This is a genomic window from Streptomyces sp. NPDC059828 (assembly GCF_042731955.1).
Classification (GTDB): Bacteria; Actinomycetota; Actinomycetes; order Streptomycetales; family Streptomycetaceae; genus Streptomyces.
In genome coordinates, this window is the sequence record NZ_JBHWIW010000030.1 from 52,109 (window position 1) to 66,816 (window position 14,708).

At 70.8% G+C, this 14,708-nt stretch carries 13 protein-coding genes; 4 read left to right on the forward strand and 9 right to left on the reverse strand.

Annotated elements, in window-relative coordinates; genetic code table 11:
* Nucleotides 1-23: 23 nt before the first annotated feature.
* Nucleotides 24-377: an STAS domain-containing protein gene (locus ACFV6V_RS19265; protein WP_003967428.1), complete on the reverse strand. Its 354-nt coding sequence runs from the start codon at nt 375-377 to the stop codon at nt 24-26.
* A gap of 80 nt (nt 378-457) precedes the next feature.
* Between ACFV6V_RS19265 and ACFV6V_RS19270 the strand changes: the two genes are divergently transcribed.
* Nucleotides 458-2,953, forward strand: a complete 2,496-nt coding sequence (locus ACFV6V_RS19270; RefSeq protein ID WP_385566330.1) for a DEAD/DEAH box helicase — start codon at nt 458-460, stop codon at nt 2,951-2,953.
* 77 nt (nt 2,954-3,030) lie between these two features.
* Here ACFV6V_RS19270 and ACFV6V_RS19275 read toward each other — a convergent pair whose 3' ends face one another.
* The 7 genes from ACFV6V_RS19275 to ssd are packed head-to-tail and all read right to left on the reverse strand — an operon-like array spanning nt 3,031 to nt 7,975.
* Entirely contained in the window at nt 3,031-3,375 is a 345-nt protein-coding gene (locus ACFV6V_RS19275; protein WP_385566333.1) for an Rv3654c family TadE-like protein, read from the reverse strand.
* Nucleotides 3,372-3,797 (reverse strand): TadE family type IV pilus minor pilin, encoded by a 426-nt coding sequence (locus ACFV6V_RS19280; RefSeq protein WP_385566335.1) that lies wholly within the window; start codon nt 3,795-3,797, stop codon nt 3,372-3,374. Before ACFV6V_RS19280 ends, ACFV6V_RS19275 begins: the two co-directional genes overlap by 4 nt.
* Entirely contained in the window at nt 3,784-4,017 is a 234-nt protein-coding gene (locus tag ACFV6V_RS19285) for a DUF4244 domain-containing protein (protein WP_385566409.1), read from the reverse strand. Before ACFV6V_RS19285 ends, ACFV6V_RS19280 begins: the two co-directional genes overlap by 14 nt.
* Nucleotides 4,018-4,069: 52 nt before the next feature.
* On the reverse strand, nt 4,070-4,861 hold the full coding sequence (locus tag ACFV6V_RS19290) for a type II secretion system F family protein (RefSeq protein ID WP_385566338.1): 792 nt from the start codon (nt 4,859-4,861) through the stop codon (nt 4,070-4,072).
* Nucleotides 4,858-5,655 (reverse strand): type II secretion system F family protein, encoded by a 798-nt coding sequence (locus ACFV6V_RS19295; protein ID WP_385566412.1) that lies wholly within the window; start codon nt 5,653-5,655, stop codon nt 4,858-4,860. Before ACFV6V_RS19295 ends, ACFV6V_RS19290 begins: the two co-directional genes overlap by 4 nt.
* 47 nt (nt 5,656-5,702) lie before the next feature.
* Nucleotides 5,703-6,848: a TadA family conjugal transfer-associated ATPase gene (locus tag ACFV6V_RS19300; RefSeq protein WP_385566341.1), complete on the reverse strand. Its 1,146-nt coding sequence runs from the start codon at nt 6,846-6,848 to the stop codon at nt 5,703-5,705.
* Nucleotides 6,845-7,975, reverse strand: a complete 1,131-nt coding sequence (ssd, locus tag ACFV6V_RS19305; RefSeq protein WP_385566413.1) for a septum site-determining protein Ssd — start codon at nt 7,973-7,975, stop codon at nt 6,845-6,847. Before ssd ends, ACFV6V_RS19300 begins: the two co-directional genes overlap by 4 nt.
* 664 nt (nt 7,976-8,639) lie before the next feature.
* Between ssd and ACFV6V_RS19310 the strand changes: the two genes are divergently transcribed.
* Nucleotides 8,640-9,482, forward strand: coding sequence for an HAD family hydrolase (locus ACFV6V_RS19310; RefSeq protein ID WP_385566343.1), 843 nt, complete (start codon nt 8,640-8,642; stop codon nt 9,480-9,482).
* A 356-nt stretch (nt 9,483-9,838) separates the two neighbouring features.
* Here ACFV6V_RS19310 and ACFV6V_RS19315 read toward each other — a convergent pair whose 3' ends face one another.
* Nucleotides 9,839-10,663, reverse strand: coding sequence for an oxidoreductase (locus ACFV6V_RS19315; protein ID WP_385566346.1), 825 nt, complete (start codon nt 10,661-10,663; stop codon nt 9,839-9,841).
* Between the two features lie 102 nt (nt 10,664-10,765).
* Between ACFV6V_RS19315 and ACFV6V_RS19320 the strand changes: the two genes are divergently transcribed.
* Both ACFV6V_RS19320 and ACFV6V_RS19325 read left to right on the forward strand, forming a co-directional pair.
* Nucleotides 10,766-11,773, forward strand: coding sequence for an ATP-binding protein (locus tag ACFV6V_RS19320; RefSeq protein WP_385566348.1), 1,008 nt, complete (start codon nt 10,766-10,768; stop codon nt 11,771-11,773).
* 423 nt (nt 11,774-12,196) lie between these two features.
* Nucleotides 12,197-14,596 carry a bifunctional SulP family inorganic anion transporter/carbonic anhydrase gene (locus ACFV6V_RS19325; RefSeq protein WP_385566351.1) on the forward strand — a complete coding sequence of 800 codons (2,400 nt, stop codon included), beginning with the start codon at nt 12,197-12,199 and terminating at the stop codon, nt 14,594-14,596.
* Nucleotides 14,597-14,708: the final 112 nt, after the last annotated feature.

Here is a 14,708-nt window from a genome sequence, read left to right on the forward strand (position 1 = left end):
GATCTCCGTGTCTTCCGGCCGACTCAGTCGGTCGCGGCGACGGCCTCGTCGACCGTCGTGTGGATGGGGAACACCTTGGTCAGACCAGTGATCCGGAAGATCTTGAGAATGCGCTCCTGGTTGCAGACCAGGCGCAGAGAGCCTTCGTGCGCACGCACACGCTTGAGACCGCCCACCAGGACGCCGAGGCCGGTCGAGTCGAGGAAGTCCACACCCTCCATGTCGACAACCAGGTGGTAGCTGCCGTCGTTCACCAACTCGACCAACTGCTCGCGCAGCTTGGGCGCGGTATACACATCAATCTCGCCACCGACCTCAACGACCGTGCGGTCGCCACCAGGGCCGGACACATTGCGAGTCGACAGGGACAGGTCCACGGATCCTCCAGCACCTTGCTATCGAGCGGTCGCCCCTCCGGGTCTCCCCGACGGAGCCAGGGGGCGCATCGCCAGCCGCGATGGCATTCAATCACTTACCAGCAGCCATGCACGACGCCTTGGGACCATTGTCCGTCACGCCGGTGACACACTCGGTGCCGATGGCCAAGAATCACCGTTCCAGACGACCCGCCGAGAGCGGGGAGACCCGCCGCCCGTCCCCCGGCACGGTCCTCGACCGGCTCACCGCGGGGGCGGGCCGGGCTGCGCGCATCACTCATACGGAGCACTTGCCCCCAAGGCCGGGTCGCCATGCGGTCTGGCCCCATCGCATCCGCGCGGAAGTGATCGCCGCGATCGAGCAGGCGGGTATCGAACACCCCTGGGCGCACCAGGCGACCGCCGCCGAGCACGCCCTGGACGGCGAGTCGGTCGTGATCGCCACCGGTACCGCGTCCGGCAAGTCCCTGGCCTATCTCGCCCCCGTGCTCAGCAGCCTGCTCGACGGCGCCGAGGCCCCCAACGGACGCGGCACCACGGCCCTCTACCTCGCCCCGACCAAGGCCCTGGCCGCCGACCAGCGGCGCGCGGTGAGAGAGCTCGCCGCCCCGCTCGGCAACCGGGTGCGACCGGCCGTGTACGACGGCGACACGCCCGTCGAAGAGCGCGAATGGGTCCGCCAGTACGCGAACTACGTGCTCACCAATCCGGACATGCTCCACCGCGGGATACTCCCCTCACACCCCCGCTGGTCCTCCTTCCTGCGCTCGCTGCGCTATGTGGTCATCGACGAGTGCCACACCTACCGGGGCGTCTTCGGCTCCCATGTGGCCCAGGTGCTGCGACGGCTGCGGCGGATATGCGCCCGGTACGGCGCCGACCCCGTGTTCCTCCTCGCCTCCGCCACCGCGGCGGAACCGGCCGCCGCCGCCCGCCGCCTGACCGGTGTGCCCGTCACCGAGGTCGCCGACGACGCCTCACCGCGCGGTGAGCTCGTCTTCGCCCTCTGGGAGCCCCCTCTCACCGAACTGCACGGCGAGAAGGGCGCCCCGGTCCGCCGCACGGCCACCGCCGAGACTGCCGACCTGCTCACCGACCTGACGGTCCAGGGCGTCCGTACGGTCGCGTTCGTGCGGTCCCGGCGCGGGGCCGAGCTGATCTCCGTCATCGCCCAGGAGCGCCTGGCCGAGGTGGACCGCTCACTCGCCCGGCGGGTCGCCGCCTACCGGGGCGGCTATCTGCCGGAGGAACGCCGTGCCCTGGAGCGCGCCCTGCACTCGGGTGAACTCCTCGGGCTGGCCGCCACCACGGCTCTGGAACTCGGGGTGGACGTCTCGGGGCTCGACGCCGTCGTGATCGCCGGGTACCCGGGCACCCGGGCATCGCTCTGGCAGCAGGCGGGCCGGGCCGGCCGCTCGGGGCAGGGCGCTCTCGCCGTGCTGGTCGCCCGCGACGATCCGCTCGACACCTTCCTCGTCCACCACCCGGAGGCGCTGTTCCGGCAGCCGGTCGAAACGACCGTCCTCGACCCGGACAACCCCTACGTGCTCGCCCCGCACCTGTGCGCCGCCGCCGCTGAGCTGCCACTGACCGAGGACGACCTCGCTCTGTTCGGACCCGCCGTGACCGGGCTGCTTCCCCAGTTGGAGAGCGCCGGGCTGCTGCGCAGGCGCACCGCGGGCTGGTACTGGACCCGCCGTGAGCGTGCAGCCGACCTCACGGACATCCGGGGTGAGGGCGGGCGCCCGGTGCAGATCGTCGAGGCCGCGACCGGACGGCTGCTCGGCACCGTCGACGAGTCCGCCTCGCACACCGCCGTCCATGAGGGAGCCGTCCACCTCCACCAGGGCCGTACGTATTTGGTGAAGCGACTGGACCTGGACGACTCGGTCGCCCTCGTCGAAGAGGCCAACCCGCCGTACTCCACCACCGCGCGTGACACCACCTCCATCTCCGTGCTGGACACCGACACCGAGCTCCCCTGGGGGGCCGGACGACTGTGCTTCGGCTCCGTCGAAGTCACCAACCAGGTCGTCTCCTTCCTCCGCCGCAAACTGATCACCGGTGAGGTGCTCGGCGAGACCAAACTCGATCTGCCCCCGCGCACCCTGCGCACGAGAGCCGTGTGGTGGACGGTCACCGAAGACCAGCTGGAGGCCGCACGGGTGAATCCCGAGCAGCTCGGCGGCGCCCTGCACGCCGCCGAGCACGCGTCCATCGGACTGCTCCCGCTCTTCGCCACGTGCGACCGCTGGGACATCGGCGGGGTCTCCGTGCCGATGCATCCGGACACCCTGTTGCCCACGGTCTTCGTCTATGACGGCCACCCGGGTGGCGCGGGCTTCGCCGAGCGGGCCTTCCACACCGCCCGTGAATGGCTGACCGCGACCCGTGAGGCCATCGCCTCGTGCGAGTGCGAGGCAGGCTGTCCGTCCTGTATCCAGTCCCCCAAATGCGGCAACGGCAATGAGCCACTGCACAAGCGGGCCGCCGTGCGCCTTCTGACGGTCCTTCTCAGGGACGCGCCGGCCGACGCGGACCCCGAGGGCCAAGAGGACTCTGCGGAGCGTTCCTGAGCCCTCTGAAGGGCTTCAGGGGGCTGTCCCGCTACGCCCCCGGTACCCCCGAACCCCCGAACCTCCGGGTCCACGGGTCAGGGGGGTCCTGCGCGGGATCTGACCTCCGGTGAGAAGGGACCGAGGTCGGCGCTCACCGTCACATCGGCGATCTCCCCGTCCACCGTGCACCTGACCAGAGTGGTCCCCTGGGCATCGGCCACCCGGGCCGCGGCATCGCATGCCCGCGATGTGCCTCCGAGAGCGCGGTCGGCTGCGGCGATGGCCGCGAGATCCGCAGCGGCGCCCGCCTGATGGCGGGCGATCACCGCTCGCCCCAGGGCCAGCACCGCGGCGAAGACCACACACAGCGCACACGCCGTCATGGCGACCCACACGGTCGCCGAACCCCTGTCGCCCCCTGATCTCATGGCCTCGTTCATGGCGCCTCCTCGCCCACGCTGTCCTCGGCGAGCGCGGCGGCTTGAGCGGTCAGGTCGAGCATCAGGGCCCCCGGGCCGGGTGCGGGGGCCTTCACACGAACCCGCCAGAGGTCACCCTCCCGTCCGATCAGGACCTCGGCTCCCGGCGGGGCGGCTGACCGTGCGGCGGCCAGTGCCGCTCCCCGCGGCTCCGATCTCGCCGCCGCTCTGGCTCCTGCCCTGGCGGCATCCACACACTGGATCTGTGCGGCTGCCGCCATCAGGGCCCACAGAAGGGCCATGGCGAGGAACACCAGCGCCGGAACGGCCAACGCCGCCTCCGCCGTCACGGCCCCTCGGTCCCGCAGTAACATCCGCGGTCCCGCCACGGCGGCCCCGGCACCGACGCCCCCGGTGGCCGCGGGGACCTCAGAATTGCGCACTGAGCGCCCTTCCGATCACCGATTCGAGCGCCCCGGAGACCGTGCCGCTCGTTACGATCTTGTAGAGAACCGCCGCGAAAGCGCACGCCGCGATCGTGCCCATGGCGTACTCCGACGTGGTCATCCCCGCGTCGGCGTGGGGCCGTCGCGTGCCGAGCCATGTCCGCGCGACGGCTACCGCCCGGGTCGTCCCGGTCACCCAGTCCTTCATCCGTGCCATGAAGCTCATGCCAATCCCCTCATCTCATCGTGTAGTTGCTGCCAGTCGCGCTTCAGTGGCCGCTCAGGAGCCCGTTCGCCAGGCCGATCACCACCGGGGCCACCCCGATCGCCAGGAACGCGGGCAGAAAGCAGAGCCCTACGGGCGCCGTGATCAGGACCTGGGCGCGCTGGGCGCGCGCCGCGGCGGATCTGGCCCGCTCAGCCCTGAGGCCCGCGGCCAGCCGCGAGACGGGCTCCGCCGCCGGTGCTCCCGACGAGCCGGCCCGCTCAAGACACCGGGCCAGCCCGTCCCCACCCGGTATCTCACCGAACCGCCCCCACGCCTGGGCCGGTTCACCACCGAGCCGCAGCTCCGCCGCGGTCATCGCCAGCCGCTCGCCCACCGGCCCGCCCAGGGACTCCCCCACGGCTTCCGCCGCCTCGCGCGGCCCCGCACCCGCGGAGATACAGGCAGCCAGAAGATCGGCGGCGAGCGGAAGTTGCTCCCCGGCACGGTCCTGCGCCACAGCTTTGTCCCGCGCCCGGCCCTGCTGCCATCGCCAGATGCCATAGGCGCCCGCGGCACCCAGCAGCGATCCGGTCACGGGGCCGACCAGGGCAAAACCCATCACCACCGCGCTCGCGGGCAGGGCCCACTGCCGGACCCGCGCCCCGTATCGAGGCATCCGGTCGCGCAGTCGCTCAGGTGGCGCCGGCCTGGGCACAAGGGCGTCGAACCGCCGGCGCAGCCGACGCTCACGCCGCCGGTCCGCCAATGCCAGGGCCAGCCAGACCACGGCCACCGCCGCCAGAGCGCGCAGCTCCGGCCGTGCCCCCAGGCTGTGGATGAACCCGCCGCTCATGGCCGCGCCCCCGCCCGCACGATGCGCACCGCCCAGCAGAGCCCTGCCGCCTCGAGCAGCCCGCCCACCAACAGACAGCCCACCCCGGCCGGTGTATGCATCAGCACCTTCAGCGGACCGGCCCCGAGCGCCGAGCCCAGCGCCAGCCCCACCACCGGAAGCATCGCCAGGACCAGGACCGTCGACCAGGCTCCGGCCAACTGGGCACGCAGCCCCTCCCGTTGCTCCCGCTCACCGCGAAGTGCGGCCTCCAGCCGGTCCAGTCCGGTGGCCAGCCCCGCTCCTCCGTCCACCGACACCAGCCAGCAGGCGGCCAGTCCGGCGAGCCCGGCCGCCCCAGGCTCCTGGGCCGCCCGACGCAGCTGCGCCGGTACATCCCCGCCGAACCGTGCGGCGGCGAACACGGCGGCCTCGGCCGCGCCCAGAGCTCCCGTGGCCCGGCCGAGAGCCAGCAGCGCCTGCCCGGGCTGGCGCCCGGCTCTCAGCTCACCGGCGATCCCACCGCACAGGGCGATCACCGCGTCGGCTCTGCGCTCCTTCGCACGCCTGCCCTCGGCTGCGCGCAACTGGCGTCCCACCACGGGCACCGCGAGGGCTCCCACGAGCAGCGGCAGCGGCGAATCGCCCAGCAGCGCCAGCAGCGCTGCCCCCGGCAGACACAGCCACTCGCGCCGGAAGCGCCGTACGATCCGCCGACAGAACTCCCCGCCCGGGCCTGGCGCGAGCGCTGCGGTGCCCCCGTCCGGGAGCACCAGCCGAGCCCGTCTGACGGCAGGAGCCCCGATGGCCGACATCCAGGCCGCGGCACCTGCACAGACCGCGGCGCACAGCGCCGCCGCCGTCACCACGCACCCCCGATCAGTGCCCACAACCGCTCCCAGCCACGCTCCCGCACGAAGCCCGTGGCGCCCCAGCGCAGCGCGGGCACGGTCACCACCAGCCCGGCCGCGTCCCGCTCCAGCACATGCACCTCGGCGACCCGTCGACACCCGTGCCGGTCCCGTACGAGATGCACCACGACCGACAGGGCTGCGGCCAGTTGGCTGTGCAGCGCGGCCCGGTCCAGACCCGCGGCCGTGCCCAGGGCCTCCAGCCTGGCCGGCACGTCGGAAGCCGTATTGGCATGAACGGTGCCGCTGCCGTCATGTCCCGTGTTCAACGCCGCCAGCAGATCCATGACTTCGGCGCCCCTGACCTCTCCGACGACCAGCCGGTCCGGCCGCATCCGCAGGGCTTGCCGTACCAGGTCCCGCAGGGTGACCTGGCCCGCTCCCTCCTGGTTGGCCGGACGGGACTCCAGCCGGACGACATGGGGGTGGTCGGGCCGCAACTCCGCGGAGTCCTCGGCCAGTACGATCCGCTCACGCTCGCCCACGAGACCGAGCAGCGTGGACAGAAGCGTCGTCTTGCCCGTGCCGGTGCCGCCGCTGATCACGTAGGAGATCCGCGCCGCGATCAGCGCCTTGAGCAGCCGGTCGCCGCCCGGTGGAACCGTGCCCGCCGCGACGAGCTCGCTCAGGGAGAAGGCCTTGGGTCGCACCACTCGCAGCGAGAGACAGGCGGCGCCGACCGCCACCGGGGGCAGCACCGCGTGCATGCGCGTGCCGTCGGGAAGCCTGGCGTCCACCCAAGGGCGAGCGTCGTCCAGCCGCCGCCCGGCCACTGCCGCGAGCCGCTGCGCCAGTCTGCGCACGGCCCCCGCGTCGGTGAAGGTGACGCCGGTGAGTTCGAGTCCGCCGCCGCGGTCCACCCAGACCCGGTCCGGGGCGGACACCAGCACGTCCGTCACGGCGGGGTCGGCGAGCAGCGGCTCCAGCGGTCCGGTCCCCACCAGCTCGCACCGCAACTCCTCGGCTGCTCCGAGCACTTCCGCGTCGCCGAGGAGCCGCCCCTGCGCCCGGAGGGCCGCCGCCACCCTGGCCGGTGTGGGCTCGGCACCGCTCTCCGCCAGCCGCTGCCGCACCGCTTCGAGCAATGCCGCGGTCACCTGGCACCACCGGCTGCGTGTGCCCGCTCCCAGAACGCCGAGCAGAACCGGGCCAACGGCCCACGCGATCCGACTCCGGGCGGGACTCCCCCGTTCAGGTCGGCGCTCAGCCCGGTGTCCCATGGCAGCTCGCCCACCAACGGCAGGCCGAGGGCGTCGGCCACCCACCTCTCGTCCAGCCCCGCCGCGTACGGCCCGCGCACCACAACCCGCAGGTCGGAGAGCACCATGCCCACGGCCGACGCGACGCGCCGCGCTGCCGCGACCGCACGAAGCTCCCCTGGCACCACCAGCAGCCCGGCATCGAGCTGCGCCAGGGCCTCTGCGGCGCTTTCGTCGACCCGGCGAGGCAGGTCCACGACCACCACGCCACCCCGTCGGCGAGCTGCCGCGAGCACCGCGCGCATCGCCTCCCGGGGCACCGCGACCATGTCACCGCGGTCCCAGCTGAGCACCCGCAACCCGTGCGCCGCGGGGAGAGACTCCTCCAGCGCACCCCCGGCCACCCGGCCCTTCGACGTGGCGAACTCCGGCCAGCGTCTCCCCTCGGCGTGTTCTCCGCCGAGGAGGACATCGAGGCCGCCGCCCAGGGGATCACCGTCGACGAGCATCGTCCGCCACCCCTGCCGGGCCGCGGTGACGGCGAGAGCTCCGGCGAGCGTGGACGCTCCGGCGCCTCCGCTGCCTCCGATCACCCCGACGGTCAGCGCGGGCCTGCCCACCCCTTCGGCGACATCGGCAATGCGATCGACCAGCCAGCCCTCGGCGTCGGGAAGCCGCAGCACACAGTCCGCGCCGATCTCGACGGCGGACCGCCAGACGCCGGGGTCGTCCTGGTCGTGTCCAACGAGCAGCACCCCGCTCCTGCGGGACGCTCCTCTGCAGCGTGCGGCCGCGTCGTCGCCGACCAGGACGAGCGGGGCGCTGTCCCAGCTTCCTCTCCCCAGCCCTTCGGGCACCGTGTGGTGGACCTGCGGATCGACCCCGGCGGCGGCGCACAGCCTCAGGAGATCGTCGAGAAGCTCCGGATCCTCGGTGAGGATCAACGGACCTTCGCGCCGCTCACCCGCAGCCGAACACGGACCGGGTGGTTCCGGCGCACCAGAGGTGTGGTGCGCGCCAGGCACGCCGGTACGGGAACCGGAAGCGCCGGGCTCACCGGATCCGTGGGGCGGACCGGACCATGCGGATGCCGCATGCGGATGGGCCACGGGGAACGGCGAGGATGCCATGGGCGCATCGGATGCGCTGGACGTAGCAGATGTGAGCGAACCCACCATGATTTCTCCGACTCTCACCGCGCAGTGCGGTGGATGCCAGAGGGTCGGCGCACCGGCCCTCATCAGTGATTCCTTCGGCCCGTGAACTTCGTGGCCGGAATCACCGTGCAGCGCGCCGGAAAATCATGTGGATCTTGCTCGAAAACTGTGGACGGCCCACCACTTGTGAATATCTCACTCACCCATACCAGTGACTTCCGGTATGACTTCCAGAGCGCAGCGCACCAACTACACAGTGTGACAAAAGCGGAGGGGTGTGCGGGCGCCACGGCGGAGCACGGCGAAGCATCAGGAAGGGCCGAACGATCCGGCGAGAGGGACGAAAACGCGTCCGGACATGCGACGACCCCCGCCGGGGGGGAGAGCGGGGGTCGTCCCCACGGCCGACTCGGGGGGGGAGGAGCCGGACCGGGTTAGCACGGTCGCGAACGATCCGTGACTTCCATGGTGTACCCGAGAGCCTTCTCAGGCAAACCCACACGCCGCAGCTTACGCCGAATGGTGGGCGCCTATGCTCGGCTTCGTGGAAAACCACTCCTTGCCGCGCGCAGCAGCGTTCTTTGACCTGGACAAGACGGTCATTGCGAAGTCATCGACGCTGACCTTCAGCAAGTCCTTCTACCAAGGAGGACTGATCAACCGGCGCGCCGTACTGCGCACCGCCTACACGCAGTTCGTCTTCCTCGCAGGCGGCGCCGATCACGACCAGATGGAGCGGATGCGTCAGTATCTGTCAGCACTCTGCAAAGGCTGGAACGTCCGTCACGTCAAGGAGCTCGTCGCCGAGACCCTCCACGATCTGATCGACCCGATCATCTACGACGAGGCGGCCTCCCTTATCGAGGAACACCACACCGCCGGACGGGATGTCGTGATCGTCTCCACCTCCGGCGCCGAGGTGGTCGAGCCGATCGGCGAGTTGCTCGGCGCGGACCGCGTGGTCGCGACCCGCATGGTCGTCGGCGATGACGGTTGCTTCACCGGGGAGATCGAGTACTACGCCTACGGCCCGACCAAGGCCGAAGCCGTACGGGAGCTCGCCGAGTCAGAGGGATACGACCTGTCGCGCTGCTACGCGTACAGCGACTCCGTCACTGATGTCCCCATGCTGGAGTCGGTGGGCCACGCCTACGCGGTCAACCCGGACCGCGCCCTGCGCCGCGAGGCGGTCTCACGCGGCTGGCCCGTGCTCGTCTTCAACCGCCCGGTACGTCTGAAGCAGCGCCTCCCCCGCTTCACCATGCCGCCGCGGCCCGCTCTGCTCGCCGCGGCAGCGGTCGGCGCGGCAGCGGCCACCGCGGGGCTCGTCTGGTACGTCAGCCGACGGCGCGGCAGCGCCATTGCCCGTATTTGAACCTAAAAGTAAAGAAGTGCAGGGAGGGGTTCCGCTTGCCGGGCCGCTGGAGTACAAAGGACTCAACGGCCCGCGAGACCTGGGACATCCGAGAGGATCACCTTCTACGCAGCAAAGGCCCCACGGACCGAAGCATGGCCGATCAGCACCCACGCGACGTCGACCCGTCGATTACGGGCCAGCCGCACCAGGTGACGGACAAAGTTTCCGGCCTGATGGGCAACATATCGAGGACGCTTGGTAACTGAGCGGACATGCCAGCGGCGGTACCAATTCCGGTACCGCCGCAACCTATTGCCCGACCCCGTGGGGTCGGTTTCAGCCAGGCCCCGCCGAGCGAACGGGTAGGACAGGGTCTAGGCGGCGCCGCGCTGGAGCGCCTCACAGACCGCCGTCGACTCCCGTACACCCAACTCGACGGCCCGCCCGCAGTGCGTGATCCAGGCCGCCATCCCCTCCGGGGTCCCTGACAGGTAGCCGTCAAACGCGGCAGCGTAGGCGGCCCGTCCGAGCTCCGCGTGACCCACCTCGGCGGGGCAGATCGACTTGGGGTCGAGACCGCTGCCCACGAGGACGATGCGTTCCGCCGCCCTGGCGATCAGTCCGTTGTACGACGCGAACGGGCGCAGTGCGAGGAGTTCGCCGTGTACGACGGCGGCCGTCACGAGGGCCGGGGCCGAACTGCCCTCGATCACCAGCCCGGAGAGCCCGTCGAGACGAGCAGCCACCTCGTCGGCATCCGGCAGCGGCGCGTTGACGAGCGGTTCGTCGGCCGTTTCACCCGCGAGTCGGGGACGACCGACCGCCTCGTCCGGCGCGACACCTCCCGCGGCCACCAGATGGAGCCGCGCCAGGACCCGGAGAGGGGACTGCCGCCAGATGGAGAGCAACTGACCGGATTCCGCGGACAGCCTGAGAGCGGCTCCGACGATCCGGGCCTCATTCTCGGCGCCGAAGTCGGTACGTCGGCGCACCTCCTCCAGCGCCCAGTCGGCCCCCGAGAGCGCCGCGGAACCACGGGCGCCGCGCAGTGCCGCCTCGGACGCGACCTCGTTGCTGCGCCGCCGCATGACCCGGTGGCCGTAGACACGGTCGACGGCCTTGCGCATGGACTCAACAGCGTCGCCGACTCCGGGCAGGGCGCCGAGCGCGGCCAGGGGGTCAGGAGCGTTCGTACTCATAGGTAGGGAGGCTACGCGTCCCGAAGGTCCGCCCCACATTGGAGTGGTCTTCTTCACGCACGGCCGACACCGAAAGCAGTCGAGCGACTACCTTAGGTGAACATGAAGATCGCTTTCGTAGGGAAGGGCGGCAGTGGCAAGACCACGCTGTCCTCACTGTTCCTTCGCCATCTCGCCGCGCAGCGGGCCCATGTCATCGCGATGGACGCCGATATCAACCAGCACCTCGGCACGGCGCTCGGCCTCGACGAGGACGAGGCGGCGGCGCTGCCGGCCATGGGGGCGCGCCTGCCGCTGATCAAGGACTACCTGCGCGGGACCAACCCGAGGATCGCGTCGGCCGACACCATGATCAAGACCACGCCCCCGGGTGAGGGGTCACGGCTGCTTCGGGTACGCGAGGACAACCCGGTCTACGAGGCCTGCGCGCGGACCATGCGACTGGACGGCGGCGAGATCCGGCTGATGGTGACGGGCCCGTTCACCGAATCCGACCTCGGGGTGGCCTGCTACCACTCCAAGGTCGGGGCCGTGGAACTGTGCCTCAACCACCTCGCCGACGGCCCTGACGAGTATGTGGTGGTCGACATGACGGCAGGGTCGGACTCCTTCGCCTCCGGACTGTTCACGCGCTTCGACATGACGTTCCTCGTCGCCGAGCCCACCCGCAAAGGCGTCTCGGTCTACCGGCAGTACAAGGAATACGCACGGGACTTCGGGGTCGCCCTCAGAGTGGTCGGCAACAAGGTGCAGTCCCCGGATGACGTCGACTTCCTGCGCGAGCAGGTGGGCGAGGACCTGCTGGTCACGGTCGGACAGTCGGACTGGGTGCGCGCGATGGAGAAGGGCCGCCCGCTCCACTTCGGCCAGTTGGAGGAGCAGAGCCGTCAAGCGCTGCGCGTCCTCCAAGAAACGGCGGACGGGTCATACGGGAACCGCGACTGGGAGCGCTATACCCGCCAGATGGTCCACTTCCATCTGAAGAACGCCGAGAGCTGGGGCAACGCGAAGACCGGGGCCGATCTGGCGGCACAGGTGGACCCCTCGTTCACCCTCGGGGAACCGGCCGTGGCAGCCAGCGCACCCGAACCTGCCCCTCAGCACGCGTAACACGCCCGGCCGCGGTCGGGCACGGTCGGCGGGGCGAGGCCCCTGGGCGGGCAGGCCGGGGGCCGGTGACCGCGCACCCCGCCCCCGCCCCCGCCCCTGCCCCCGCCACCGCCACCGCCACCGCCACCGCCACCGCCACCGCCACCGCAGACATACGGGCGTGGACCGCGGAACCGCTGATCACGGGAGCCAGAGCGGACCGCCCGATTCCTCACCCCACCGGGTGAACCAATGCCCCATTTGCCGGGAAAGTCACGCAGCCGCCTTTACTCTGCATTACGATTCATTTACTCAGAGTTGAGACTCTGTCCGATTCGCGGTCTTAGCCAAGGCTCCCGGTCAGAAGATCCCGCCACTGATACGCCGTGACCCACGGCCGCGCCCCACACACCGCGACCGCGCCGCCCCGGAGGAGACGGGACCATGTCTGCCTACTTTCCCTCTCGCACGCATGACGTAGAGCACAGCCCCCACAGTCCGCCCGATCAGCCCGACAAGCCAGACAAGCCACGACGGCTCGGTGGCGGCCGCGGCGATCGAGGGCCCGGCACCGGTTTCCGGATCGCCGGCGCCGACATCTCCGCATCGATCAGCGTCTTCTTGATCGCTCTGCCGCTCTCGCTCGGTATCGCACTGGCCACCGGGGCACCGCTCCAGGCCGGCCTCGTGGCCGCTGCGGTCGGCGGTATCGTCGTGGGCTTCTTCGGCGGCGCTCCGCTCCAGGTCAGCGGCCCCGCCGCGGGGCTCACCGTGATCACCGCCGACCTCATCCAGCGGTACGGATGGCGCACGACATGCGCCATCACCGTGCTTGCCGGGCTCAGTCAGCTCGCCCTGTCCGCCCTGCGTGTGGCCAGGTCCGCGCTGGCCGTCAGCCCGGCGATCGTCCACGGGATGCTGTCCGGCATCGGTGTCACGATCGCCATGGCCCAGCTGCACATCGTGCTCGGTGGCACCCCTCAGAGCTCCGCGATCGACAACGTCCTCGCCCTGCCCGGCCAACTGGCGGGCCTGCAACCGGCCGCGCTCTCCGTCAGCATCCTGACCATCACGGTGCTGCTCACCTGGCCGCGCGTGCCTGGCGGGATGGGGCGGCTGGTGAGAAAGGTGCCCGCCGCCCTGGCATCGGTCATTGCCGCGACGGCCCTCGCCGCGGTCGCCGGGCTCAGTCTGCCCCGGGTCGACCTGCCGTCGTGGAGCAGTCACGCCCTGCCAGGGCTGCCGGAAGGCCCGGTGCTCGGGCTGATCGCCGCCGTTCTGACCATCACTCTGGTCGGCAGCGTCGAGTCACTCCTGTCCGCCGTCGCCATCGACCGGCTGGCCGCGGCCCGCAAGGAGCCTGCCGTCCGCGTCCCACGCGCCGACCTCGACCGGGAACTGCGGGGGCAGGGCGCGGCGAATGTCGTCTCCGGCGCGCTGGGCGGACTTCCGGTCACCGGTGTCGCCGTGCGCAGCACCGCCAATGTCTCGGCGGGCGCCGTCAGTCGTCACTCAGCCATGCTCCACGGTGTGTGGATCGCCATCGCCGCACTGTTGTTGGTGCCCGTGCTCGATCTGATCCCGCTGGCCGCGCTCGCCGCCCTGGTCATGGTCGTCGGCATCCAGATGGTCAACATCACCCATCTGCGCAGCGTGAAGCGGAACCGCGAAATGCTGGTGTACGTGGCCACGATGGCCGGTGTCGTCCTCACCGGCGTTTTGGAGGGCGTGGCCGTCGGTATCGCCGTGGCGGTGGCCTTGGCGCTGTATCGGCTGACCAGGGTGCGGATCGGCGTGGAGCAGCGAGATGGCGTCCACCGGGTTCGAGTGCATGGTCAGTTGACGTTCCTGGCCGTGCCGAGGCTGAGCCGCACGCTCGGCAAGGTGCCGCATGGCTCCGAGGCCGTCGTGGAGCTGAACGGGTCGTTCATGGACCACGCGGCCTACGAGTCCCTGCACGACTGGCAGACAACCCATGAGGCACATGGCGGAGCCGTCGAGTTCACGGGGCGTACGGGGGGACGGATCGCCGAGCCCGCCTTGGAGTCGCACGCCTGCTGCCGTCCCTGGACGCCCTGGCGGAACCACCACTGCGGAGAGCACCCGGTCGCCGCTTCACCCGAGCGGCGTACGGAGCATGCCCAGCATCAACTGGCCAGCGGACTGAGCTCCTTCCAGCGCAACACGGCTCCGCTGGTACGCGAGGAGCTGGCGCGGCTGGCGCGCGAAGGACAGCGCCCCTCGCAACTGTTCCTGACCTGCGCAGACTCACGCCTCGTCACCAGCATGATCACCGCCAGCGGCCCGGGGGATCTGTTCACCGTGCGGAATGTCGGCAATCTGGTTCCCAAGCCCGGCGAACAAGGCGGGGACGACTCGGTCGCGGCGGCGATCGAGTACGCGGTGGACGTACTGAAGGTCGATTCGATCACGGTCTGCGGCCACTCCGGTTGCGGCGCCATGCATGCCCTGATGAAGGGCACTCCGGACGACGAGGACCAGGGGACTCCGCTGCGGCGCTGGCTACGGCATGGCCAGCCCAGTCTGGAGAGGATGAACTCGCCTCACCACTCCTGGGCCCGGATCGCCGGGAGGCTGCCGGCCGACGCGGTGGAGCAGCTCTGTCTGACCAATGTCGTCCAGCAGTTGGAGCATCTGCGGGCGCATGACTCCGTGGCGCGAAGGCTGGCCGATGGCACGCTCCAGTTGCACGGAATGTACTTCCACGTGGGAGAGGCGCAGGCATATCTGCTGGCGGACGGCGAGAAGTACGGCGACCGCGTCGATGAGGTGTTCGACCGGGTGACCTCCGAGCCGTCAGCCCTGGAGCAGGCGCACGCCTGAACTTCCAGGGTGCGACGTCCGTGGGAACGGGTGGCCTCTCTTCTCCATCCACCCGGAGGAGAGAGGTCGTCCCGTCCGGACGTGTGAACGTACAGATCTACAGACGGGAGCC